Source organism: Alkalihalobacillus sp. FSL W8-0930 (assembly GCA_037965595.1).
Taxonomy (GTDB): domain Bacteria; phylum Bacillota; class Bacilli; order Bacillales; family Bacillaceae_D; genus Alkalicoccobacillus.
Genome location: CP150183.1, coordinates 1,535,264 through 1,560,943, shown reverse-complemented (window position 1 = coordinate 1,560,943; position 25,680 = coordinate 1,535,264). Strand labels below are relative to the sequence as shown.

27 protein-coding genes are annotated in these 25,680 nt (G+C 40.1%); 5 read left to right on the top strand and 22 right to left on the bottom strand.

Features of this window, described 5'->3' with window-relative positions; translation table 11 throughout:
• Positions 1-26: 26 nt before the first annotated feature.
• The 3 genes from NSQ54_08320 to nirB are packed head-to-tail and all read right to left on the bottom strand — an operon-like array spanning position 27 to position 5,778.
• Entirely contained in the window at positions 27-1,241 is a 1,215-nt protein-coding gene (locus NSQ54_08320) for a nitrate/nitrite transporter (GenBank protein WYP28076.1), read from the bottom strand.
• 31 nt (positions 1,242-1,272) lie between these two features.
• A complete protein-coding gene (locus NSQ54_08315; GenBank protein WYP28075.1) occupies positions 1,273-3,411 on the bottom strand; it encodes a nitrate reductase in 2,139 nt (712 codons plus the stop codon).
• A 24-nt stretch (positions 3,412-3,435) separates the two neighbouring features.
• On the bottom strand, positions 3,436-5,778 hold the full coding sequence (gene nirB / locus NSQ54_08310; GenBank protein WYP28074.1) for a nitrite reductase large subunit NirB: 2,343 nt from the start codon (positions 5,776-5,778) through the stop codon (positions 3,436-3,438).
• Positions 5,779-5,997: 219 nt separating this feature from the next.
• Here nirB and NSQ54_08305 point away from each other — a divergent pair, with 219 nt between their 5' ends.
• Positions 5,998-6,450 carry a DUF2188 domain-containing protein gene (locus NSQ54_08305; GenBank protein ID WYP28073.1) on the top strand — a complete coding sequence of 151 codons (453 nt, stop codon included), beginning with the start codon at positions 5,998-6,000 and terminating at the stop codon, positions 6,448-6,450.
• 17 nt (positions 6,451-6,467) lie between these two features.
• On the opposite strand, the gene NSQ54_08300 is transcribed toward NSQ54_08305, so the two are convergent.
• From NSQ54_08300 to NSQ54_08290, 3 genes are read right to left on the bottom strand one after another with little or no spacing between them, the layout of a single operon-like run.
• The gene (locus tag NSQ54_08300; protein ID WYP28072.1) at positions 6,468-7,241 is read right to left on the bottom strand and encodes a sugar phosphate isomerase/epimerase; all 774 of its coding nucleotides are present in this window, start codon (positions 7,239-7,241) and stop codon (positions 6,468-6,470) included.
• Positions 7,242-7,287: 46 nt separating this feature from the next.
• A complete protein-coding gene (locus NSQ54_08295; GenBank protein WYP28071.1) occupies positions 7,288-7,740 on the bottom strand; it encodes a hypothetical protein in 453 nt (150 codons plus the stop codon).
• 20 nt (positions 7,741-7,760) lie between these two features.
• A complete protein-coding gene (locus tag NSQ54_08290) occupies positions 7,761-8,663 on the bottom strand; it encodes an EamA family transporter (protein WYP28070.1) in 903 nt (300 codons plus the stop codon).
• A 104-nt stretch (positions 8,664-8,767) separates the two neighbouring features.
• On the opposite strand from NSQ54_08290, the gene NSQ54_08285 reads away from it, so the two are divergent.
• The 4 genes from NSQ54_08285 (at position 8,768) to NSQ54_08270 (ending at position 11,637) form a co-directional block, all read left to right on the top strand.
• Positions 8,768-9,283 (top strand): RDD family protein, encoded by a 516-nt coding sequence (locus NSQ54_08285; protein ID WYP28069.1) that lies wholly within the window; start codon positions 8,768-8,770, stop codon positions 9,281-9,283.
• A 164-nt stretch (positions 9,284-9,447) separates the two neighbouring features.
• The gene (locus NSQ54_08280; protein ID WYP28068.1) at positions 9,448-10,011 is read left to right on the top strand and encodes a hypothetical protein; all 564 of its coding nucleotides are present in this window, start codon (positions 9,448-9,450) and stop codon (positions 10,009-10,011) included.
• Positions 10,012-10,505: 494 nt separating this feature from the next.
• The gene (locus NSQ54_08275) at positions 10,506-11,174 is read left to right on the top strand and encodes a ring-cleaving dioxygenase (GenBank protein WYP28067.1); all 669 of its coding nucleotides are present in this window, start codon (positions 10,506-10,508) and stop codon (positions 11,172-11,174) included.
• 85 nt (positions 11,175-11,259) lie between these two features.
• Entirely contained in the window at positions 11,260-11,637 is a 378-nt protein-coding gene (locus NSQ54_08270; GenBank protein ID WYP28066.1) for a hypothetical protein, read from the top strand.
• A gap of 241 nt (positions 11,638-11,878) precedes the next feature.
• Here NSQ54_08270 and NSQ54_08265 read toward each other — a convergent pair whose 3' ends face one another.
• The 16 genes from NSQ54_08265 to NSQ54_08190 all read right to left on the bottom strand — a co-directional run bounded on the left by NSQ54_08265 (position 11,879) and on the right by NSQ54_08190 (position 25,519).
• A complete protein-coding gene (locus NSQ54_08265) occupies positions 11,879-12,394 on the bottom strand; it encodes an RNA polymerase sigma factor (GenBank protein WYP28526.1) in 516 nt (171 codons plus the stop codon).
• A 25-nt stretch (positions 12,395-12,419) separates the two neighbouring features.
• Positions 12,420-12,791 carry a hypothetical protein gene (locus tag NSQ54_08260; GenBank protein ID WYP28065.1) on the bottom strand — a complete coding sequence of 124 codons (372 nt, stop codon included), beginning with the start codon at positions 12,789-12,791 and terminating at the stop codon, positions 12,420-12,422.
• Positions 12,792-12,911: 120 nt separating this feature from the next.
• Complete coding sequence (locus tag NSQ54_08255; protein ID WYP28064.1) at positions 12,912-13,553, bottom strand: bifunctional 4-hydroxy-2-oxoglutarate aldolase/2-dehydro-3-deoxy-phosphogluconate aldolase; 642 nt, start codon at positions 13,551-13,553, stop codon at positions 12,912-12,914.
• Positions 13,550-14,527 carry a sugar kinase gene (locus NSQ54_08250; protein WYP28063.1) on the bottom strand — a complete coding sequence of 326 codons (978 nt, stop codon included), beginning with the start codon at positions 14,525-14,527 and terminating at the stop codon, positions 13,550-13,552. Before NSQ54_08250 ends, NSQ54_08255 begins: the two co-directional genes overlap by 4 nt.
• Before the next feature lie 15 nt (positions 14,528-14,542).
• A complete protein-coding gene (locus NSQ54_08245) occupies positions 14,543-15,391 on the bottom strand; it encodes an SDR family oxidoreductase (protein WYP28062.1) in 849 nt (282 codons plus the stop codon).
• Positions 15,375-16,463, bottom strand: a complete 1,089-nt coding sequence (gene uxuA, locus NSQ54_08240) for a mannonate dehydratase (GenBank protein WYP28061.1) — start codon at positions 16,461-16,463, stop codon at positions 15,375-15,377. Before uxuA ends, NSQ54_08245 begins: the two co-directional genes overlap by 17 nt.
• A 22-nt stretch (positions 16,464-16,485) precedes the next feature.
• The gene (locus tag NSQ54_08235; GenBank protein ID WYP28060.1) at positions 16,486-17,502 is read right to left on the bottom strand and encodes a zinc-binding alcohol dehydrogenase family protein; all 1,017 of its coding nucleotides are present in this window, start codon (positions 17,500-17,502) and stop codon (positions 16,486-16,488) included.
• Positions 17,503-17,515: 13 nt separating this feature from the next.
• Positions 17,516-18,790, bottom strand: a complete 1,275-nt coding sequence (locus tag NSQ54_08230) for a TRAP transporter large permease (protein WYP28059.1) — start codon at positions 18,788-18,790, stop codon at positions 17,516-17,518.
• Positions 18,787-19,266: a TRAP transporter small permease gene (locus NSQ54_08225; protein ID WYP28058.1), complete on the bottom strand. Its 480-nt coding sequence runs from the start codon at positions 19,264-19,266 to the stop codon at positions 18,787-18,789. The genes NSQ54_08230 and NSQ54_08225 overlap by 4 nt, the downstream gene beginning before the upstream one ends.
• Positions 19,266-20,267 carry a TRAP transporter substrate-binding protein gene (locus NSQ54_08220; protein ID WYP28057.1) on the bottom strand — a complete coding sequence of 334 codons (1,002 nt, stop codon included), beginning with the start codon at positions 20,265-20,267 and terminating at the stop codon, positions 19,266-19,268. The genes NSQ54_08225 and NSQ54_08220 overlap by 1 nt, the downstream gene beginning before the upstream one ends.
• A gap of 53 nt (positions 20,268-20,320) precedes the next feature.
• Positions 20,321-21,004, bottom strand: coding sequence for a GntR family transcriptional regulator (locus tag NSQ54_08215; GenBank protein ID WYP28056.1), 684 nt, complete (start codon positions 21,002-21,004; stop codon positions 20,321-20,323).
• A 116-nt stretch (positions 21,005-21,120) separates the two neighbouring features.
• The gene (locus NSQ54_08210; GenBank protein WYP28055.1) at positions 21,121-21,705 is read right to left on the bottom strand and encodes a copper resistance protein CopC; all 585 of its coding nucleotides are present in this window, start codon (positions 21,703-21,705) and stop codon (positions 21,121-21,123) included.
• A gap of 105 nt (positions 21,706-21,810) precedes the next feature.
• Positions 21,811-23,199, bottom strand: a complete 1,389-nt coding sequence (locus NSQ54_08205; GenBank protein WYP28054.1) for a HAMP domain-containing sensor histidine kinase — start codon at positions 23,197-23,199, stop codon at positions 21,811-21,813.
• The gene (locus tag NSQ54_08200) at positions 23,196-23,876 is read right to left on the bottom strand and encodes a response regulator transcription factor (protein WYP28053.1); all 681 of its coding nucleotides are present in this window, start codon (positions 23,874-23,876) and stop codon (positions 23,196-23,198) included. Before NSQ54_08200 ends, NSQ54_08205 begins: the two co-directional genes overlap by 4 nt.
• Positions 23,876-24,853 (bottom strand): YncE family protein, encoded by a 978-nt coding sequence (locus tag NSQ54_08195; GenBank protein ID WYP28052.1) that lies wholly within the window; start codon positions 24,851-24,853, stop codon positions 23,876-23,878. The genes NSQ54_08200 and NSQ54_08195 overlap by 1 nt, the downstream gene beginning before the upstream one ends.
• 132 nt (positions 24,854-24,985) lie before the next feature.
• Entirely contained in the window at positions 24,986-25,519 is a 534-nt protein-coding gene (locus NSQ54_08190; GenBank protein ID WYP28051.1) for a DUF3885 domain-containing protein, read from the bottom strand.
• Between the last annotated feature and the right edge of the window lie 161 nt (positions 25,520-25,680).

The window sequence follows — 25,680 nt, the reverse complement described above, 5'->3', positions numbered from 1 at the left end:
TTCCTTACTCTAGACTCTCTTATTGGTTATACTTGAATCGCCTTCTTATTCGCCTTTGCAACCTTCCACTGCTTTCTCCACGATGCCTGCGCAAAGGCTAAAATACCTACAGCTAGCAGAGTGACCATCGCAAAAACGATAAATCCACTTGCATACGTACCCGTCAAATCTCTTAAAATCCCAAGAATATTCGGAAGGAAGAAACCACCGATCCCTCCTGCTGCTCCAACAATTCCCGTGACCATACCGATCTCTTTTTGAAAGCGTTGAGGGACTAGCTGGAACACTGCCCCATTTCCCATACCAAGGCAACCCATGCCAATAAATAGAGCAATCGTTACAAAAAGAAGCGGTGGCAACGTACTGACAGTCAGCATACAGATTGTCATCCCAACAAATAAGAAATAAAGTAATTTTGCTCCGCCGATCTTGTCCGCAATAAATCCTCCTACTGGCCTTAGAAAACTACCTGCTGCGACAACAATGGTCACGAATTCACCTGCTCTTACAGGAGATAGAGTGTATTGACTGACAAAGAAGTAGCTAAGAAAACTCGACAATCCAACGAATCCACCAAAGGTGACGCTATAGAGTAAACAGAAAAACCACGTATCACGTTCCTTAAAGACCACAAAGTATTCTTTTAAGGGCTTTGGTTTTGGTTGATTCGGTGGTTCCTTTGCCATAAGCGTGTATGAAAGTAAAACGAGTGAGAGTGGAATTAATGCCAGCCCCATTACTCCATTCCATCCAACAATCTCTGCAAGTCTAGGACCAAATAGTGTGGCAAGTAAGGTTCCACTATTACCTGCTCCAGCAATCCCCATGGCAAGCCCTTGTAATTCTGGAGGGTACCAACGACTTGCCATTGGTAGTGAAGCTGAGAAACTGGCACCGGCTACACCTAATAGAATTCCAATGAGATAAAGCTCAGCAATGGACGTGCCAAGTAGCCATCCCCAAAGTAAGGGAATCATCGTTACAATCATTCCACCGATGCTGGTTTTTTTAGGACCAAATCGGTCAGTTAATACCCCCATTACGATACGGAACACAGACCCTGTAAGAATAGGAATAGCAACGATTAATCCTAATTGAGAAGCACTTAACCCAAAGTCATTTGTAATGTACACACCCAACGCGCCAAGCATAACCCAAATCATAAAGCTGACATCAAAGTATAAAAAAGCAGAAAACAATGATGGGGCATGGCCACTCTTTTTTAAGTCTGATAGTTTCATCTCTCTCACTCCACTCCTAATATAGTTAGCCTTAACGATCTAGAGGTTCGACTTGAACAGCACTCACTTTAAATCCTGGCATGCGGCATGTAGGATCGAGCTTGTCTTCTACAAGTCGATTGACGTTTTGCTTTTCATCCCAATGAAATGGAACAAAGACCGTATCTTTACGAATGGTTGCGGTCCATTTACTTCTAACGACAATGGAGCCACGCCTTGAAGTGATTCGTACAAGCGTCTGATCGGTAATATCCATTTGCTTCGCCGTTTCTGGGTGAATTTCCATAAACGATTCAAAATGTCTTGCGGAAAGCGACGAGCTTTTTCTTGTCTGGACACCCGTCAAATAATGAGCCATCACTCTTCCCGTGGTTAAATAAAGTGGATATTCTTTACAAGGCTTCTCCTTCTCGATCTTCGGTTCATTTGGTACAGCCACCATCATGGCTTTTCCATCCGGGTGAGCAAATGACTCTTCAAACAATCGACCTGTTCCAGGATGGTCTTCAGAAGGGCAGGGCCACAAAATTCCCTCGTTACCACGTAATTTGTCATACGTAATTCCAAAGTAATCCGCAATACCTCCTTTGCTTGCTTGCCTTAGCTCATTAAAAATATCCTCGGCACAGGAATACGAGAAGAAACGCTCCTTGCCCAAAGCTTTAGCTACATCACAGATGATCTGCCAATCATGCCTCGCTTCTCCAGGTGCTGGTTTTGCTGCTTCGCGTAACGTAACTCTTCCTTCTAGGTTGGTCATTGTTCCTTCATCTTCAAGATAAGATGTAGTTGGTAAGATCACATCTGCAAGCTTAGCCGTTTCCGACATAAACAGATCAACCGCTACAAGAAAGTCTAGTTTTTTTAATGCCTTTTTGACGAACCTGGCATTTGGGTTGGAGACAATTGGATTCGAGCATAAAAGAAATAACCCTTTAATCTCGCCTTGATCCATCTTTTGAATCATCTCAAAGGCTGATACTCCTTTTCTCGGAAGATCATGCGCTTCCACTCCCCATACGTCCGCAACATAGGCTCGGTGTTCATCATTTTCAATGGAGCGGTACCCTGGCAATTGATCAGCTTTTTGACCATGCTCCCTTGCGCCCTGACCATTGCTCTGTCCTGTTACTGCACCGTAGCCACAGCCTTGTTTTCCAATCTTGCCTGTCGCAATCAGAATGTTAAGAAAATTACGCACTGCAAGAGATCCATCTGTTTGTTGCTCTACTCCTCTTGCGGTTAAAATCATACCTGTTGTTTTTTGCGCAAATGTTACGGCGGCACGATAAATATCTTTGTGTGCAATTCCTGTCCTTTCACAAATATCGTCTAATGATAGGCTTTTTAAATGTAGCTGCACATCCGCAAATCCATTAGATCTACTTTCAATAAAGGCCTCGTCGATCATCTGCTCCTCAACGATGATCTTTAGTAACCCATTTGCAAGAGCTGCGTCTGTTCCGGGTTTAAGCTTTAAATGTAGGTCAGCGAGTTTTGTTGTTGCTGTTTCGCGTGGATCAATGGCTATAATAAAGGCTCCATTTTCCTTTGCCTGCTCAAAATACGGCATGATTGTCGGCTGACATTCAGCTATATTGGTTCCAGCTAAGATGATACACTCTGCATACATAATTTCTTCCAATCGATTGGTTAAGCCTCGGTCCATCCCAAATGTTTGCGCACCTGCTGAGGCAGCCGCAGACATACATAATCGTCCGTTGTAATCAATGTATTTTGTCTGGAGTGCCACCCTTGCGAACTTTCCCATTAAATAAGCTTCTTCATTTGTGATTGAAGCACTGCCATATACAGACATTGCGTTCTTTCCATGGTTGTCTTGAATATCCTGGATGTTTTGCGCAATATAGTGAAGTGCCTCATCCCAGCTTACCTCAACAAACTCACCATCTTTTTTAAGTAAAGGCTGGGTAATTCGATCCGCATGTAAGGTATGCTGATGAGCATGTAACCCTTTTATACAAAGTCTCCCTTTTGACGTGGGATTCATTAAACCAACCGTACGATAAGACTTTCTCGTCACACTTGTTTGTTCAACTAATTGCATTTTGCACTGAACACTACAAAAGGGGCATTGTGTAGGATACACCTTTTCCTTTTGAGTTTGCTTTTGTTTCTCTCGAAAGTAGCTTAATAGCATATCTGCCACTCTAAACACTCCCACCCATCTTGGTTAAACCAATTCCTTCATATCCTTCATATCGAGGTTTAAATGATTTTTCACATACATTCGTGTTTTGTTAAGGTCATCCATTCGATCTATGGCAAAGCCTGTGTCATAAAGCATTTCCCTTACATGAATCAGCCCTATTCTGTTTATCCAGCTCCCAATTGACTCCTCATAATAAGCGGTTTGCCGATAATACTGGATAAAGACTGGTAGACATTCAATCACTTCCGCTTCTGTTTGTAGAACGTAAAATAATTGCTTCTCTCCCCCTTCACCAACTTGAATCTCCCAGCCAACAACCGTTTTTGAAATTTGAATATCACCATGCAATACTCCATGTGAACAGCTTTGCACAGCCAATGTTGTTACGCGTGGCATTGGAATCCATGCAAACGAGTCACTCACCTGCTTTGAAATGGTACGTGCAGCCGATTGATCACATGTGCACTGATTATGTGAGTGAGCCATGAGCAATCGATTTTCTAAAGGAGCCTTACTCGGAATCGAAAAGATTTTCCATACGTTTTGGAGCTCGCTCTTCTTTATACCTGTCAGCTGTAACTCAGAATAACCAGTTAGATTTGCTTGAACTTGAGGGTATAATTCAAGAAATTGTGCGACCTGCTGAAACCTTTTTGCATCGTTTGTTCCTTGGTTAAAAGGAAGGGAAACCGCATAATGTCCATCTGCTTGCTTCACTACATTTTCTTGTAGAAGAGATGGAATGTATAGTGGTTCCAACATGCTTAAATGATAAGCGAGTGTTTCATCACATGTATCACAGCCGTCAGCTTTTCTCCAAGCATAAAAAGTGTGAATCGCTTCTTTAGAAGTGAGTTGGTGTTTATACATTCCTTCTACAATCTCGGATTCCGTATATGTTGTGCAGCCACATAACACAGGGACACTCTCCTCGATCTCTTCAAACTGATCACTTTGAATGTAGGTTAAAAGGGTACCAACAAGTGGTTTACATCCACCACATGAGCTTGCTGCTTTTGTACAGGATTTGACCTCATCAACTGTCGCTAAGCCTTCTTTTTGTACCGCTTGGATAATTTCTTTTTTTGAAACTGCATTGCATTGACAAACGAGTTCACTTGAAGACATATCGGCAATAAGGGAGTCACGGTCACCTTCTGTATATAAAAGCTGATTCTTTTCAGTAGCAGACAATTCTGTTTGTTTTGATACCAAATCGACAAGTCCTGTACTACCGTGTGTCTGTCCATAGAGAATGGCTCCTGACAGGCAGTCTCCCTTAAAAAATAAACGTTTATAATGGTTGTTGGCTTCATCCATATACATGATCGAGTTTGTTGTATCACTAGATGTAACCTCACCAACTGAGAAAAGATCCACACCAGGAATCTTCAACTGAGTAGAGAGAATCGTTCCCCTAAAAAGCGCACCATCTAACCCGCATAGCTCTTGCGCAAGTACTTTACTTTGTTCGTAGAGAGGTTTAACCATGCCATAAATCAATTCTCGATGTTCCACACATTCGCCAACTGCGTATATGTCTGGTGTCGATGTACACATCCGATCATCAACAACAATGCCACGATTCGTTTTGATCCCATTTTTTTCTGCAAGAGCGATGTTTGGTCTAACACCAGCCGACATGACTACAATGTCTGTATCAATGAAGCCACCATCAGAGAAGTTCACTCTTTCCACGCGATCACGACCAGTTATACTTGTCGTTTCCTTATTAAGATGAAATCGCATTCCTTGGGCTTCAAGTTCTTGCTGAAGCAGACCTGCAGCTGTCTCATCGAGTTGACGCTCCATTAAAGAACTGGCCCGATGAACAACATCTACGCTCATGCCCATACGAAGAAACCCTTTTGCAGCCTCAAGGCCAAGAAGACCACCGCCAATCACCGTTGCTCGCCTAAACATAGTTGATGCCTTAAGTAACTGGTGACAATCATCCATCGTCCGAAATGTATACACACCTTCTTTATCATGACCAGGTATTGGTAGCACAAATGGACTGGAGCCCGTAGCGATAATTAACTTATCATAAGGAATCGTGCGATGATGATCCGTTAGAATGACTTTTTCATCTGAATCAATCCATTCAACCGATTCACCTAGAAACAATGTAACCTGATGATCTGAAAACCATGTTTCGGTCTGTGAGTAAATGGAGTCGACCGTAGCCTCCCCTTGAAGAGCAGACGAGAGTAATATCCGGTTATAACTTCTAACTGGCTCACTCCCGATAATCGTAAGTTCAAAGGAATTAGGCTCAAGAGCAAGAACATCTTCTACTGAGCGCATCCCGGCCATACCATTTCCTATCCAAACGAGACGTTGTCTTCTTTTCTCCTGTGACATCTACAAACCCCTTAATTTTTCAGAATTCATTTAATCTTCTATTATCATAACGAGCCTTTTTTCATACTTGGTGATTTATGTGATAAAACGTGACATAGTTTTTATCCAAATCTGCGATAATCGTATTGTTTTGGTGCGTTACATGGATAAAGGGAGTCAGGAGGTTTGAATGATGGATAATGTGGAAATAGATCTAAAACATGAAAGTAGGAGATCACAATGCCTTGGACACTGAATGATTATCCGGATTCATTAAAGAATCTAAACAAAGCGACAAGAAAAAAAGCAATTGAGATTGCAAACAGTATGGTTGATGATGGGTATAAAGAAAAAGATGCCATCCCCATTGCAACAAAACAAGCAAAGGAATGGCATTCAAATTCAAGTGAAAAAGAAATTCAATCGTTTTTAGAAAACGGACAAGTGAAACCTTCAAACAATCGATCGAGCTCCTCGCGACCTGAACTAAATGAAAAGCCACAATTTGTTACTCCTCATCCAGATGGTGGTTGGGCCGTTCAATCTGAGGGCGCAGACCGACCTTCTGATGTGATGGATACAAAAGCTGAAGCCGTTAAGCGAGGAAAGGAAATCGCCAAAAACAAAGGAACACAGCTTATCATTCATAAGCAGGATGGCAGTATAGATGAGAAAATTCAATATGAACAATAAAAAGAAGTGAGCGAGGCTCACTTCTTTTTTGATTCTTTAATTAGATCAATCAAAACCTGAGCATCCTTTTTAAATTGCGCCGGATCCTCATCCTTCACAAATTCCAGTAAAAAATGTTGATCAATCTGTTGATCCACTAGTAAAAGCTGATCAAGATAAAGTTGCCAAACGTCAACACCTTCAGCCAGTGCCAATCGATTATACTCCTGCCAGTTGAACACATGCACATGTCTTATAAAAGGTTTGACTTCTTGAATGGTTGCTAAACGTTCCTCTACAGTAAGACCGACTGCTGGTTGCCAGTAGAGCGCGACATTGGAATGATTAATTTCTTCCATTAACCTTTTTGCACTGTCGCTCGTGTCTGTTAACGTACCTCCATGATATTCAAGATGAACCTCAATACCAACCTCACTAGCAAGTGTTGCCACGGCTTGAATGTCTTCCACTACCTGCTTTCGTTCAGTCTTCGTTACTTCGTCAGACCCCGCTTCACCAGCCCAAATTCGAATAGAAGGTGCACCGAGCTTTTTGGCAGTTTGAAGTATGGAAGTAAAGGGATAGTCATGTTGCGTAGCCCCTGCCCTATAATAAGATCCATAGGACAACACTTCTAGACCTGCCTTCTGAGTTTTTAGTGCAATGTCTTCTGCCTGTTCAAGGTCTCTCGGAATCACATGAATATCTGCTCCCCATTCAATTCCATTAAGACCTGACTCTTTTGTCCATTTGATCACCTGATCCACTGATTCCTCTCGAAATGTGACCGAACACATTCCTGTTTTAATCATGGTATCGCTCCTTTATCCAAAAGATTCATTTCCTTACGCGAGATCCTCATTCACTTCTTGATTTTTTAATGAATTCTTTAGCAATTTGGTTTGTAGGTTCGAGCGCTATGATCTTATAAGCAGCATCAGTTGCTTCTTCAATAGAGACAACCTGATCTGGAACTTCCGATAAGAAAAGCAACATCTCTAAGTCTTCGATACTTTGATAAGAAGTTAATTCTAGAGCTCTTCTAACGTGGTAAAGAGCTGAAAAGTAAGCCCCTTCTATATGACAAAGCGGATGAATAAGAAGCTTAGTAGCTAGGGAATGAAGGGATTCAGTTTCGTCTTCTGAAAGTAAGCACAAGACAAAAGTATAATAACTGAGAGACGGTTGTTCAAATGCTTCAAATAGTATTGAATCATAAAACGTTTTAAAGTCCATGTTTCGATAGAACTGTAAAGCCTCCGAAACATTCCCCCTCAAAATATGTTCATGAAGATCTGTCAATTCATTCATATTAAATAACCTTCCTTTTTCTAGGCAACATGTCTTGTTCGCCTTTTAATACGTCCTCGCTTTGATACAAGCACAGCAGAATACAGTACAGCAAGAATACCTATAAGCTGCCAGATATTTAAGGCATCATTTAAAAACAATACACTGGATATCACTGCAACAACGGGTTCAATCGTTGCAAGAATCGAGGCCTTACTCGCCTCTAAATGTTTTAAACCTGTAGTATAGAAAACATAGCCTCCTACTGTTGAAACAAGTGCCAATAACAAAGCCGGTACTAAAACAGACGATGATGTGAACAAAGATGCCTTTTCAGTAATGGGACTGGCCACGAGCATAAATACACTCGTATATAAAAAAGTGTACGTCGTAATCGTTAAGGGTGAGTACCTACTCGTGATCGGTTTGGTAAAAATACTATACAGCGCATAGAAAAAACCTGACAGGACTCCCATGATAATGACTGATCCAGGAATACTTGATGTACCAAATGGCAGCAGCTGCACAACAAACGCACATCCGATTAATGACAATATGAGAGCTAGCACCTTGTTAGGCGTTAGCATCTCTTTAAAGAAAACTCTTGATAGCAGTGCTACAAACATAGGTCCTGTATATAAAAGCGTTACAGCGAGTGACAGATTTGATTGTGCAAAGACCTCAAAATAAAAGTAATTAAAAAACGCGATGCTGCAAATACCTGAAGCAGCGAAGATTAAATGGTCCCGTGCTCTTGTTCTTAACTGATTTCTAAACCATATGCTCATAAAAAGAAACAGAATGACAAACGTGAAGATTCCACGTATTGCTACCACTTCCCAAGGAGTAAATCCTTCTTGGTATAGCGGATCGACAAATAGTCCGATCAGCCCCCAGCAGGAAGCTCCCAAAATCGTATAGAGATAAGCTTTCAGTGTAGACATAGTTCCTCCTGCATTTTTAAGTAGATTCATTAGGGGATTCATTTGGTATGATAAACAAATAATCTTAATTGATAAAATTAGAAAATAGAATGGTGGTGGTGTGAGTGACCTATGCTTCTTTTCTCATTCGGCTTAAAGCATTTATGTACGATTATATTCTGATCATTTGCTACCTCGCCCTACTTGCTTTCGTTAATCTACTTGTTTTCCCTTCGCTACAAACCTTTTTTGCAGGCTCTTTAGTGGTTGCGCAAGTAACTGGTTTTCTAATGGTGACTCTACCAATCTCACTTTACTTTATTCTAAGTGATTCAACCCTCTTTGGACAATCATTTGGAAAAAAGAAAGCAAACATTCGTGTGGTGGATCAACACGGAAAATCCGTCTCTGTTTTAAGACTAACCATGCGTACAATCTTAAAGTTCCTACCATGGGAGCTTTCGCATTATCTTGTGTATCGACTTGTATATCTTGAGGAGGGTTTAGTACCAGTACCTTATACCCTAATGGGAATTCTGATCTATGCACTAATGTTTCTTTATATTGGTACCGCTCTATTCACAAAGAAGAAGCAATCGATTTATGATCTCCTGACGAGAACTTTTGTGGTGAGAGTTTAATAAGCTTACTATAGAAGTGGCTTCTTATTTACTTTCTCCCCATTCAGATTAATTTTGAATTTCTAAATATTTTTTGTCTAGTTTTGTCGAATGACTATGACTAAAGTATTATCCTAGTTATAATGTACTACTGTAATTAATACATAAATAAAAGGGGTACTATTATGAAAAAATTATTTTTATCTGCTGGAATTATAAGCGTGCTTGGATTAGCTGCTTGTGGAGAGACAGAAAATACAAATTCAAATTCAACTAACGATACTGAAAATACAGAAACAACAGAAGCCACTGAGACTTCAATTGATTCTTCTACTGATGAAGAATCAACTGAAGACGGTAATGAAGATGGTTTTGTTAAAGATTTAAATGAAGCTGTAACTGATAACGATAATTTCAAAGCTACTTTAGTTAGTATTGAAAAGGCATATGATGATTTTTGGGACGAAGAAACTATTACAGTAAACTTTGAAGTTGAGAATAAAACTGATTCCACGCTTACTTTCCAAGCTCGAGAGGTTTCAGTAGATGGAAAAATGGTAGATGAAACGCTGTTAACCATGAGCCAAGACGTATCTGGTGGCAAAATTGCAGATGCAGAATTATCTATCCAAGATTACGAAGGTGGAGACTTACCATTATTTGAAAGTGATTTCGAAATGTTGCTACATGTATTTGATATGGAAACATATGAAACTGTAGAAGATGTTGAAGTAGCAGTTGAATTTTAATTTTATTAGAGCCTTTAATGGCTCTTTTTTTATTCCATTTTTCAGATATATAAACAAGAAAAAAACATTAATTTAATACATTTGAGTTTTTCAAAATAAAAAGATCATTACATATAAAGGCGCTTTAAAAGTTTTGCTTAACAGATATCGATGCCTCTGGCGGGATTCGAACCCGCACTCCTTTCGTAAGCATAGGCTAGGGGGAACACGCTTCCCTACGGACTTTCACCGGCTAGGAATTTCACCTGCCTCAGCTGATTTGCTTTTCGGTGCTTCTGAAACCCTTACCTTGCGACCCGGTTGCACATTGTTTTCCGGCGCTCTTCCCTTCTAGAGCTACAGAGGCCTGTATGACTTACATTTTACTACAAATGCAGAGGAAGGTCTTTCCTTTTTTAAGACTAAAGTTGTAGATATTTTCCTTAGGATGACCGATGGCTGTATCCGATTTCACGTATAAAGTAAGAGCTATCAACCATAAGGAGTTTTTACATATGAAAATAACCCACTTAATTTTACTAACAGACCACTTGCACCAGCTAAAATTATTCTACTCAGAGACTTTACAATTCCCATTACTTAAAGAAAATACCTCATCCTTTCAAGTAAAGATCGGCTACACAATCCTAGAGTTTAATCAGTCATCTACTAAAAGAAGCAAGCCATTCTACCATTTTGCAATGAATATTCCACGAGATCAATTTCCCGAAGCTAAGCGATGGATCCAGTCACTTGTTACCTTAAATAAGCATGATGAAAGTGATGAGGTCTATTTTAAGAATTGGGATGCTCATGCTCTTTATTTCACGGATCCAGCTGGCAATATTGTAGAGTTTATTGCTAGAAACAAGGACTCCACTAAACTAACGAATGCACCCTTTAATGCTACAAGTATTATCAACATTAGTGAAATTGGTATCGTCTCCAATCAAGTTAGGTCACTTGCCAACAGATTAAATGAAATCGACATACCTAATGCTCGTGAAGGGAGTGAGTTTTTCTCCCCTCTAGGAGACGTTAACGGGTTACTCATTCTTGTGAAAACACATAGAGTCTGGTTCTTCTCAGAGAAAAAGGCTGTTTTCTACCCCGTTCGTCTAACCATTGAGGGCATTGGTCTCATTCATTTTAATGAAATCGACCAATTTCAACTCTCTCGCTAGCCCAATCAGTCACTTCCCCCAAACCATTTGAAAAGTTCTTCATACAATATGGTGCAAGATAGTTTTTTTAAAAGGGGTGAAAGAAATGAACTGGGATCATTTTATGTTTGGTAAACCTAAACGTAAAGAACATCACGACGACCACAACAAAAAGTGGGACAAGAAAAAAAAGCATGACAAGGAAGAGAAAGAGCATGATTCATGCTCATGTGGCAAGCACCATGATAAGCATGACAAGTGTGATAAACACGATGATAAAAAAGGTCACAAAGACGAGCATAAGAAGTGCGACAAGCACGATGAGAAAAAAGGTCACAAAGATGAGCATAAAAAATGTGACAAGCACGATGATAAAAAGGGAAATAGAGATGAGCATAAAAAGTGTGACAAACACGATGAGAAACCTAAGCATTGTGAAAAACGCGATTTCTGTGGCAACTCATGTGAGTGTCGAAAGAAATAGCTAATTGAAAGCTGTCCTTAGTGGGCAGCTTTTTTATATTAGAAGTAGGAGAATAAAAAGTGAAAATGGCACAAGGATCACGGATCCACTTATTACAGCTGCACCAGAATGGGATATCAAAAAGAGTTGCGGATCTTTAGTCGGGGAGACTAAATACCTTACAAACCGATCCCAATTACCTGATTTTAAATGGATGTCTGGTTCTTGGACATGGTATTCATCTAACCTTGACTTAATTTCTTTAAAACGGTCCTGCTCCATCGTAATCTACCTCCAATCTTTCTTTTAAACCTTTTATTGCTGTATGTAATCTTGATTTCACCGTACCCACAGGTATCTTTAAAACGTTAGCGACCTCGTCTTGTTTTAGAACATGATAATAGACAAGTAGAATAACCGCTCTCTGCAACTCTGGTAATGAATCGATTGCTGCTTGGATCGTTAATCGATCTGCGATAGACACTTCTTGTTTATCTAGAGGAATAAGAAATGGCAAGATATTTCTCCATTTTTTTCTTCGATTTACCTTCGTAATCATCACTCGATACGCAATTTGAAACAGGTAGGCTTTTAATTGACCTTTACTCTGATCAAATTGTCTTTTTTTCGTTTGTAATGTGACAAATGTACCTTGAACTATATCAATACTTAACTGTTCATCTCTTGAATACCTGTACAAAAAGCGATAGAGCGAATCACGGTATCGCTCAAAGATACGCTTAAGAGCCAGCTCGTCACCGTTCTGGTATGCAATCATCAATTCGTTGTCATCATACATAAGCCTACTCTTCCAAACGACATTGTATAGATTTTATTGTATTAGATACGCGCAATGATAAATTAAAGATCGAAGCAAAAACAAACCCTACTGATTGAGTCGCAAAAAACTGTACAAAAGAATTTTCAATTGTGAGCCCTCCCATAATAAGAAAACTAAGCGCAAAAACATTAATGGAAGAATAGATTCCGAGAATTACGTTAATTGAATCTAGAACATTCCAACGAAGATAAATGGTTGTTTCCTTAAAATCAACTTCATGATTCCATTTTCGTTTAATATACTGTTTTTCGATCGTTCGATTGGCTTTAATTAATATTCCCATAATAATGATTAAAACGATTCCTGATAAAATGTATCCCCATGGAACTTGCATATTCGTCCAACTCCTTTTTCAGCTTATACTTGATATACAAATGGGAGCAGGAAATGGTTCACTTTTTTTCAATAAAAAAATCCCTTACCCACATAAAGTAGATAAGAGATTCAAATGTAATCAGCTTCCTGCTAAGCTTTTCTTCGCTTGTCCGACAAATGCAGCGGCATGCTGCTCTAGTCCTGACCAGTCCTCGGCTTCAATTAAATCTTTACGTAGAAGTGGTCCACCGGCTCCAACAGCAGTTGCACCTGCTTTGATAAATCCATCAATCGTTTCTAAGTCCACTCCACCAGTCGGCATAATTTTGATATGAGACAGAGGTCCTTTAACTGCTTTGATGAATGCTGGCCCTAATACGTCTGCAGGGAAAGCTTTTACCATATCTGCTCCCCATTCAACTGCCTGTTGAGCTTCTGTTGGTGTAAAGATTCCTGGAATCATAATCTTTCCATGGCGTTTAGCTGCACGAATGGTTGGTTCGTGTAAGATCGGAGCAAAGATAAATTCAGCCCCGGCTTGAATCGCAGCTACAGCTTGCTCTGCATCGAGTACGGTTCCCGCTCCAATCACAACCTCATCACCAAACTGCGTGCGAAGTTCTGCAATGGCGCCTAGTGCATCCTCTGAATCCATTGTGACTTCGAGTCCGGACACTCCACCACTCACAAGTGCCTTTGCTAGAGGAACAATATTCTCTCTAGGCTGTTTCCGAATCACGGCTACTACACCTGAACTAATTAATGTTTCAAATCTACTCATCGTAATACGCCCCCTGCATTTCCTTCTTTTTGTTCAATGTAATCAAGTACTTCATCACGTGTTGGTAATCCTTCGATGTCACCAGGTGAGCTCACAACAAGCGCCCCAACTGCTGCCGCAAAATGAACAGCGTCACTTAGACTTTTTTTATCAAGTAGTCCTGATAAGACACCTGCCGCAAATCCATCGCCTGCTCCAATGGCATCAACGATTTGTTTCACTTTAAAGCTCGGAATTCGACCCGATTCTCCGCCTGCTTCTGCATAGAAGGAATACTCTCCTCCATTTTTGATAACTACTTGTTTTACACCAGATTCAAATAACAAATTAGCCACTTCTTGTTCGTCAGATGTGCCAAATAGCCATTCTGCTTCATCCAGGCCTGGCATTACAAGGTCTGCTTTCTCTGCTATTTGTCGGATGACTTGACGAGCTCCATCTTCACCAAGCTCACCCATTAGCGTGAAGCGAAGATTCGGATCAAAGGAAACGTATACATTGTTCTCTTTGGCAATATCAATCGCTTTGAACATCGCCTGACGACACGATTCACTTAATAGCGCAGTGATGCCTGTTAAATGAAGAATGCGTGCCTGTGAGATCTGTTCCCCGTCTAAATCATTCTCATTAAAGAAACTAGCCGCTGAACCAGCACGGTAATAAACCACACGCTGGTCCCCCGGTCTACGCATCTCTTTTAAATACATTCCAGTTGGTGCACTCGGATAGGTTTTTACAAAATTGGTGTTAACACCTTCTCCTCTTATCTTTTGGATTAGGAATTCACCAAATTCATCTTTCCCAACCTTGCTCATCCATAGCGACTGGTGTCCTAGCTTAGACAATCCAATTGCCACATTTGATTCTGCTCCGCCATATCGCTTTGTGAATGATTCCACGTAACGAAGAGGACCACTGCTGCCTGCTTCTAGTAAAACCATTGTTTCTCCAAACGTTACAACGTCTGCACCCATTTGTCTCTCTCCCTTCTAAACACCTGAATATGACATAAATCCTCCATCAACTGGTACAATGATTCCTGTTACAAATCTTGAGTACTCTGAATCGGCAAGCCATAAAAGAGTACCTAGTAAATCCTCAGGTTTACCAAAACGGCCAGCTGGTGTGTGGGAAATGATCTTCTCAGCACGTTCTGTTAAACTTCCGTCTAAATTTGTTAAGAGATTACGATTTTGATCTGTTAGGAAAAAGCCAGGAGCAATCGCATTTACACGAATGCCTGCGCTTGCAAAATGAACGGCTAACCATTGGGTGAAATTATCAATTCCTGCTTTAGCTGCACTGTATGCAGGTACTTTGGTCATCGGTGATGGCGCACTCATTGACGAGATATTAATAATTGTCGTTCCCTCTTGGTTGATCATTTGTTTTGCAAAAACTTGAGTCGGTAAAACGGTTCCAAGTAAGTTTAATTTAAATACATGATCAAAGCCCATCATCGTCATGTCAAAAAAGCTCTTAATCTCTGGATCCGATATGTCTGATTCGGAGAATGTCTCCTTCGATGTAATGGCGTCAGGGTGATTTCCTCCTGCTCCATTTATTAACACATGACATGGTCCAAGCTTCGATAAGATTTCTTCACTTGCTTGTTGAACACTTTCTTCATTTAATACATCGCAGGATACAGCTAGTGCTGTTCCTCCAGCATGAACGATTTCCTCTTCAAGCGCTTTCCCTTTTTCTTTTGAACGATTTAAGATAGCGACTTTCATCCCTTGTCTAGCAAGTTCATTAGCCATTTGACTACATAAGACACCGCTTCCACCAGTGATGACTGCTACTTTTCCAGCTAACGAATTATGAGTTGATAGCATTTGAGTTGCCCCCTTTTTTTACATTCTCATATGCGTCCCATAATCCCCACAAATGCATTATACCAAGAGCACGATCATACAAGCCATAGCCAGGTCGACATTCTTCATTCCAAATGTGTCTTCCGTGGTCTGGACGTGCATATCCAGTGAAACCATTTTCATGATAAGCCTTTACAACATCAGCGATATCAACCGATCCATCCTGCGAGCGATGAGAAGATTCAATAAAATCTCCGTTCTCATAAATTTTCACGTTGCGAATATGTGCAAATGGAATTCGGTCGTGGAACCGACGAATAATCTTAGGAATGTCATTTGATGGATTGGCTCCAAGTGATCCACTACATAATGTAATGTTGTGTGACGGACTATCAGAGAGAGAAAGTAGTCTCTCTACGTTCTCCTCACTTGTAATAATGCGTGGTAATCCAAATACAGACCATGGTGGATCATCCGGATGGATCGCCATTTTAATATCATGCTGCTCACAAATTGGTAGAATCTGCTCTAGAAAGTATTGCAGGTTATCCCATAATTGATCCTCGGACATCCCTTTGTACGCTTCAAACGACTTTTCAATTCCAGCTAATCTCTCTGGCTCCCAGCCTGGCATCGTGAAGTTTGAGCTTGTTGTTTGTTTAATTAAGTCTTGTGGGTTCATTGAATCTACTTTGGCTTTTTCATAGAATAATGCAGTTGAGCCATCCTCCATCTCTTTAAAGAGATCCGTTCTTGTCCAATCGAAAATCGGCATAAAGTTATAGCAAATAACCTTCACATCAAACTTAGCTAGATTTTTAATCGTCTCTTTATAATTTTCAATATATTGATCTCTTGAAGGAAGTCCTAATTTAATATCCTCGTGAACGTTGACGCTTTCTACTACATCGAGGTGAAAGCCGTATTTATCTGCTTGATCCTTAATTTCTTGGATTTTCTCTACTGGCCACACAACGCCTGCAGGCAAATCATGTAATGCCCAGACAAGCCCCTCAACTCCAGGAATCTGCTTAATTTGCTCAAGTGTAACAGAATCGTTACCTTCTCCATACCATCTAAATGTCATTCTCATGATTTTTCACCCTTTCATAGAATTAAAACGTAAGTACGATTTTTCGGATTTGGTCAGGTTCTTTTTCAAGCGTATCAAAGGCTACCTGCACATCGGCCATCTTATATCTATGAGATATCATTTCTTCCGGCTTTAATACTCCTTCGTTGACCAATTGCACCATGTCTTTAAACTTATTTGCTTGAAGTCTAGACCCAACAATTGTTAATTCCTTTTTCGTTATAAATAATGAAGCAATTGGTGACGGTTTCTCATTAAAACCAAGAGCTACAACTGTTCCGGCAACCGATGCAAGGGTTACCGCCTGAGCAAACGTTTCAGCTGTTCCTACTGCATCAATGACAACATTAATCAATTCACCATTCGTTTCATTAGTAATGATTTCATGAACGTCAGCCGTTCCAGCATTGATTAGAACATCAGCACCAATCTCTTTTGCATAGTCTAATCTCGATTGATTAAAATCTGAAATAAAGACTTTGGCACCTTTTTGCTTAGCCAGAATTAAACAGCTTAACCCTGTAGGTCCGGCTCCCATAATAAAGACGGTGTCACCAGCTTCAACGCCTCCACGAGAGGTTGCCTGAGCGCCAATGGTTAGTGGTTCAACCAGTGCAGCCGCTTCATAAGAGATCGATTTGTTTAATTTGTGCCATTTAGATACTGGAGCTACCATCCATTCTCGCATACCTCCATCTTGATGAACACCAAACACTTCTAATTTCTCACAAACATTCTGACGTCCTTTTCTGCATGCATAACATTCACCACAATAAGAGATGGGTTCTAACGCAACCGTGTCCCCTATGGATAAATCATGAACATTCTCGCCTACCTCTTCAACAACACCTGCTACTTCGTGACCTATCACTCGTGGATATACAGTAAATGGATTACTGCCATGGTAGATGTGCATATCTGAGCCACAAATACCAGCAGCTTTAACTTTCACTAATACATCTGTTGTTTCTGTAAGCTCAGGTTTATTAACTGTTTCAATCAGTAAATCTCCTGGTTCTTTTACGGTTATTGCTTGCATTTACAACATCTCCTTACTCAAATAAACTTGGTAAAAATAGTGACAATGATGGGATATAACTCACGAGTAAAAGAATAAAGATAGCGACTCCAAAGTATGGAATTAATTCTTTTACCGTTTTGCCAATTGGTACTTTCGCAAAGCTAGAGGCAACAAACAGACAGACGCCCACAGGTGGAGTGGATAAACCGATCATTAATGTTAAGACCATAACAACACCAAAGTGAACCGGATCCATCCCTACACTCGTTGCAACCGGTAATAATACTGGGAACAAAATAACTAACGCAGCAATGGTTTCCATAAACATTCCAATCGTTAGAAGCAAAATAACGATAAGTAGAATAACGAAAAATGGATTTTCAGTAATTGATAAAATTCCATCTGCAATTAAGATTGGTACACCTTCACTTACCAAGATCCATCCAAATAGATTCGCAAATCCAACTAAAAGTAAGATAGACGCTGTTGAGCTAAGCGTGTTCGTAAGCAATGCAGGAATATCTTTTAGCTTTAGCTCTCTATAGACAAATCCACCAATTATGAAAGCATAGATCACACAGACAACGGCAGCTTCCGTAGGTGTGAAGTAACCTCCCAAGATTCCCCAAAGGATAATTACAACCATAATTAATGCCCAGAATGCACCTAAGAATGATTTACCTACAACGGATAACGGTTGACGTTCTCCTTTTGGATAACCTCTTTTTACAGAAATAATGTACGTCACAATTAAAAATCCAATAGCAAGCAAAATTCCTGGGATGGCACCTGCTAAAAAGAGATCTCCGATGGAGACGCTTGCAAGGGTTCCAATAATAATCATCGGTAATGAAGGTGGAAGCATCGGACCTACAGTTGATGAGATCGATGTAACCGCAGCCGAGAACCCAGATCCATACCCTTGCTTTTTCATAGCCGGAATCATTACAGACCCAATACTCGCTGTATCTGATAAGGCAGTACCCGAGATTCCTGCAAATCCAAGTGAAGACGCCACATTCGTAAGAGCTAATCCACCTCTTATATGACCAACCACTGCATTTGCGAAATTAATAATTCGTTCGGTAATGCCACCTGCATTCATTAAATTACCAGCTAGAATAAAGGCAGGAATGGCGAGTAAGACAAATGAATTAATTCCTGAGAACATGGTTTGCGGAATAATCGTTAATGGAATACCAGCTAATAATAGATATAATAGCGAAGCAAGCCCTAAACTAAAGGCAATCGGAATACCTATCATAATAAAAACTAAGAAAGAACCTACTAAAAGAATCGACATCATGGTTGTTCACCTTCTGACTTTTGCAAAGTAAATTGATCAATGATAAAAAGGATCGAGTACAGAACAATTAAGAAAGCAAGAATTGGAACAGAAATATAAACATAGCTCATCTGAAAGCCAATGGTTGGCGATGAGAATTCTGTTCCTAATTGAAAGAATCGAATCCCCGTCACAAATAAAATGATTCCAAACACGCCGACGATTGCATATGTTACACATTCATAAATTCTTCTTATATGTGCAGGTAACATCGTTAAAAGCATATCCACTTTTATAAACTCATTCTTTCTAATGGCAAGCGGAGCAGCAACTGTAATCGAATAAACAAACAAATACCTTGAAAGCTCTTCCGTCCAAATCGCACTGTAGGGAAGATAACGACTCATTATTTGAATAACTACAACAAGGAGCAAACTACTGAATAAAATGATCGTTAAATAGTTTAATAGTTGATCTAGCTTCGCTGCTTTTTTCATTAACGATCCACCTCTATTCCTGATCCTTGTTCAACCATTTCTAAATATAGTTCGTATTGCTCGTCCCCAAGATTTTCTTCTAAAGCCGGTAACATCGCTTCACGGAACGCTTGTTGATCAACATCCTCATTAAAGGTCATCCCACGCTCAATTAGTAAATCGGAAAGAGCTTCTTGTTCAGCCTCTTGAAGATCTCTTGCATATTCCTGAGCTTCTAATGCGGCTTCTTCTACAGCTAGACGTTGATCTTCTGGTAAACTCTCAAGCTGCTCATTTCCAACGACAACGTAGATCCAAGACCTTACATGCTCTGTTACATTTAAATAGTCCTGCACTTCGTAAAATCCATTACTATAAATTAAGTCATTTGGATTTTCTTGACCGGCAATGACTCCTTGTTGAAGACCCGTAAAGACTTCATTTAAATTAATAACCTGTGGCTTTGCACCTGCTTCAGCCCATGTATCTAAAAACAACGGAACATTTGGCACCCTCATACTAAAGCCTCTTAGATCGTCTGGAGAAGAGATCGGCGTATTTGATGTCAGGTTTCGTGGAGCACGTTCCATGTAGAACAAAGGAGTCAGCCCAACATCATCTTTGATATCGTTTTCAATTGTTTGACCAATTTCTCCTTCGATCACATTTCTCATATGCTCTTCGTCTTCAAATGCGTATGGAACCGCTAACAATATTGCGTTTGGTGTCCATACTTCAAGTGTTTCTCCGGTGATTGTTAAGTCTGTTGCTCCAAACTTTATGCTATTAATACTATCTACTTCATTTCCTAATTGACTATTAGGAAACACTTCAATTTGAACCTTTCCATCTGTTTTCTCTTTTACACGGTCTGAAAATTCCAAAGCCGTCTTATGCCACAAATGACTAGCATCCGAGATATGTGTCATTTTCCAATGGGTTACATCATTCTCACTAACGGCTTGCTGTGAACATCCTGCTAATAAAAGAAAAGACGTTAAGATTATACATTTCTTAAACATTGCGAACACTCCTTGCCACGTATGCGTTTACATTTAATGTTCAAATAGACACGCTATTTGAAGTAAATCGGGAATTGCTCCTTTAAAGCGATTTGGTCAACTGTGATGAGTGAAAGATGTTCTTTCATAACTTTTTCAGCTTGATTCGCATCTTTATTAACGATGGCATTTAAAATGTTTTGGTGATGCTTGTATATGGCTTCCCAGTTAAGATTGGAAGATAAGCTAAGCATCCGCAATCGATCAAAATGGACATTCATATGTTGTATCATTTCAGCTACCTTCGCTTTTCCACAGCTTGAGGCTATCAAACGATGAAATTCACCATCTAGTTGGAATAATTCATCATACTTCTGATTCTTCATCATTTGCTCTTGAAGGATTAGATTGGTTTCCACCTTTTGTTGATCATCTGCAGAAAACGTAGAACAGGCTAAACGTACAATTCCTACTTCAAGCTGCTCCCTGATAAACCGGGCGTCTTCTACTTGATCTAAGTCAATTAACGTAACAAATGATCCTCGCTGTGGTCTAACTTCTAGTAACTGATCATGAGCTAATTGCAAGAATGCTTCTCTAACTGGCGTCCTGCTAACATTTAATTCAGCTGCAATTTCTTTTTCTGATATCGCAACACCAGGCTTTAAATTTAACGTTGTAATGCTTTGTCGTAACGTTTCATACACAAACACTCTTGATGAAGTTGAAGATGATGGACGATTCACAGATGAGTTCAACGAGCGTTCCTCCTTTATGGTTTCTATACTACCATACTACCATACAAGTATGGTAGTATTAATTCCAAAAAAATAAGCAGGCTAATCCAAAGTGGAAAGCCTGCCTAGTTTACCGTTTATTTTTTTCTTCTAAAGCCTGCAAGTGCTCCTAAAATGACTCCTACTACAAGTACAGCTCCCACAATCCAGATAATCGTATTGCTGCTCTCTTCTGTTTCTTCTTCCTGCTGCTCATCAGCTACATTTGTCTCTTGTTCCTCGGCTTCAGCTGATTCTTCAGTCTCAGCAACTTCTTCTTCGTTCGCTTCGTCTTCCGTATCTTCTTCAGCAACAGCTTCTTCTGCATTGACAGTAAAAGTGAACTCCCCTTCAACAGGGTGTGTATCTGCGCTTAACACATTATACGCAACACGGTAGTCTCCATTTGCAAGAGGCGCCGCTAGCTCCGCTTCAATGTTTGGACTATTCACATTTACAGCACTTATGTCAATTTCTTCACCATCAGCAGTAAACAGTTGAACAGTACTCGCTTGCTCGATCCCCCCATCAAATGACAACTCAATTGTTTCCACTGCTTCTTCAACCGTTTGTCCTTCCTCAGGAACAGATGATTCAAAATGGGAGTGTGCATATGTAACACTAGGTGAAACTCCTACTAATAAACTAACTAATAATGCCAAACTAACAACTTTCTTCTTCATCCGAATCTCTCCTACTAAATGTTCATTATTTTGTTCAACTGAATCGTACTAGATAAAAGTGAAATTGTCGTGAAGTTTTGATATGACATAAATTGTTCACTAATGCTAATGAACGCCTTTTAAATGGATGCTTGCAATCGTACCTTCATTCTCAATCGATTCCAATGAAAAAGTACCCCCATGCTTCGCAATAATCTGTGAGACGATTGAAAGTCCAAGCCCCGTGCCTCCATCCTTACGCTCTCGGGCCTTTTTCACACGATAAAATCGTTGTTTCACAGCATCAATCTCTTTACTCGGTATACCGATGCCTTCATCACGAACTTGTAAGGTAACGTCCTCTCCTTTTTGCTCAAGCCTTACCTCTACTCGTTTGCCTTCCGGTGTATACGTAAGGGCGTTATCTAAAAGATTCCTTACCACTTGCTCAAGTCGATCAGCATCACCATAAACAATGCATTCATCGTTTAAGTGACGCAGTAGTTTAATGTCCTTTTTATTGGCTATAAAGATAAATTGATTAATGACTTCATCAATAAGCTCTGCAAATGCGATTGGCTCCCTACGGATTTCATATTGCTCTCCTTCAAGCTGGGCAAGATCTAGTAAGTCGTTTACCAAACGATCCAATCGGTTGGCTTCCTTTTGAATAATGCCTAGACCCTTTTCCTTTGAGATTACGCCTTCTTCAACCCCTTCAGCATAGCCCTTCATATAGCTTAAAGGGGTGCGAAACTCATGTGCAACGTTTGCTAGAAATTCTTTGCGATTCTGTTCCACCTCATCAAGTGAGTTAGCCAGACGGTTAAACGAGTCTGCTAATTGACTCATTTCATCGTGTCGTTTTGGTAGAGTGATGGTTTGTTTAAAGTCCCCCTGCTCCATCTTTGTGGCCACATCATTCATTGAAATCAATGGATTCACTACGTCCCGAATCATTTTTGAGCCTAAAAATAAGATCAGGACAACAAGTAAAAGAATGACTATAACCAATAACCATTGTACCTCTTGAAAAGGTTCATTAATCGTTGCCAGTGGTTGTGAAAGAAAGACCGCTCCCGCTAGATTCGTGCCTTCAAATAAAGGAATAACAACTCCTACAATTTCTTGATTAAATCTCGGGTGAGCACGTTGCATAATCACGGTCTCACCATTTAATAAGAGTTGTCTCTCTTCAAATGTGATCAAATTGTACTCAGATTTCGGATCAATTGGATCACCACTAGCTAGGAGCATCGGATCATCTGTGAATAATACATCAGCCTCCATACTTTGATTGGCCCAGTCAACTCGTTCCAAGAAGTAGTCATCACTTCCATGTTCCGTGTAGACTGTTGTTAGCTTCTCACCCTGCATGGTTAACGTATCAATCTGTTTATCTACGTATAGTTCATTGTATAAAAAGTAAATTAAAGACGTTGTAGCTGCCACAACAATTAAAATAATGGCAGAAATCGTAACCCAAACCTTACGCTTAATGGACCAACGACTCATGATGGGTCCTCAAATTTATAGCCTACACCCCAAACAGTCTGAATAAAGCGTCCCGCTGATTTTAATTTTAAACGCAATGTTTTGATGTGAGTGTCTACGGTTCGTGCGGTTTTATTATGGTCCGCATCCCAAAGCCTCATTAACAGATGATCACGCGTAAACACCTTGCCTCTTGATTCGTATAAGAAAACGAGAAGATCATATTCCTTTTTCGTCAACGTGGTTGGTTCATCCTCGACAAAGACCTTGCGACCGCTCTTTTCTATTAAGAGTTCGCTGATTTGAATTCGCTGTTCATCAGGTTGCCCCACTTTCATCCGTCTTAAAACAGCTTCTACTCTAGCCATCAACTCTCTCGGACTAAAGGGCTTAACCACGTAATCATCTGCGCCCAACTTTAACCCGCGAATGCGATCCTCTTCACTACTTTTAGCCGTTAGCATCACAACAGGAATACTGGATGTTGCTCTGATTCGCTTACATAATTCAAACCCGTCCATTCCCTCCATCATAATATCTAGAATAACGAGATCGATGGGTTCTGTCTCAAGTAGATGAAGCGCCTCATACCCATCACTTGCCATAAACACTTCGTACGATTCATTCACTAAATACGTGGCGACAAGCTGCAGAAGCTCCTTTTCATCATCAACCACCAAAACACGTGTCTGCTGCATTATGAATCTACCTCCGATAACAGAAAATACGGCCCCTGGGCAACAGGCACAGTCTTCATTAATGTTAAATCAGTCGCATCTATAATTGAAATGCTATCACTATCAAAATTAGCAACATAGAGCGTGTTTTCAACCCTTTTCACATCATTTGGGTTCTGACCCACTTCTACTTTACCAACAACCTCTTGAGTTTCTGTATTGATCTTATATAGCGAATGGTCGCCATGACATAAAACAAAAAGCTCGTCTGGTCGCTCGCCGTCTGTGATCGCTATTGGCATAAGCCCTACCTCAACTTCCGCTGTTTGTTCACCAGTCTTCGGATCATACGCATAGACATTTCGATTCAATTCACCATTCGAACCGTGTCCACCCAGCCAAACATCTTCTGTGCTTTTATACATGCCTGCCGGACTCGCATTTACAGAAAAATGAGAATGGATCTGATCCGTAATGGGATCATAAATAATGACCTCATCTTCTTCCGTTGTTAACACATAAAGGAGCCCGTTTTCTCCTAGCTTTAGCTCTTTAGGAGCAGAATCCAGCTGAAAAGTGGATTTCTTACTTTCCGCCTTTACATCAACTACATCGATGCGATTCTCCTTAAGGTTTGAAATATACAGGATGTCCGATGAAGAGTCATACGCAAGTTTACTCATACCTGCGTCAAGCTCCATAAATGTTCGTGCCTTACCCGACTTCAGATCCAACTCTTGAATTCGAGCGTCACTCGAGTTAATCCCAACAAATGATTCGTCTGAAAGCTTGATTAGATCCGTTAGAACATAAGGAAGTTCCGTTGATCCAATCTCTATATTTTGCTCAGTATTTAAAAAAGAAAGGGTTGCTTCCTTCGCGTGTGTAATATACATAACAGGTTTCTCAGAATCAGGTATGTCAATGGCTTGATCGTTACAGCCTGCAAATAGAAGTACGCTAAAGATCATTGTTAAACCGAACCACTTACGTTTCACATGGCACCTCCAAACTCACGTACATTGTACATAGTAGTATACCAAATGGTTCTACCATCTATTTGTGAAGTTAGAGTGAATTTACAAAAAAGAGCACCCTTTTAGGCACTCGATTCGTAGATTAGATAAAAATTAAACACCATTAAAAACTTCATCTATTTCTTCCCGGTCATAATCTAAAATCCAGTCATTAAATCTTTTGTATATGTCCTTTATATCCAGGGCAGATGCTGCAATTAGATCGCAGCCTCGATCGTCATATACGTGGAAGATGGTCTTAGTTCTTTGGTTAATAAAATATACTCTATTAGACTGATTTGGGGTTAGCCCAAAGTCTTGGTTACAAATCGCTTTTAACAGGTTAACATGACGTAGCTCTCCAGCTTTACAAGATAAAGTAAAGCGATGTGTCTCTATACAATCTTCTTCCTCTTCTGGATAAAGCGAAAGAACCTCATGCTTTAACGAATACAAGAGACTTTTTTCTACATATGGATGAAAGTTCTTTAGCCTTCTTTTTAATTGACGAAAGCCAGAAATAGTATGTACATCAATTAAAACAAAGATATCATCATCCTCTTGATGTAACACTTCAAAAAGTGTAATGGCTCGTCTATAACATCCCTGTATATAAGGGTTATTGGGAATGGTATAATCAACATCCATAGCTACACCAACCTCAAACCGAATGCCTACTGACCAATTGTAGAAAAGTGGCGGCCGAAGAGTTAGACCGGGGTAATATGTATTCAAAAATTTGTTAAGCTCCATGTTCCACCTCAAGGTTCTAATAATCATATAGGAGAATTATACCATTTCATTCAGTT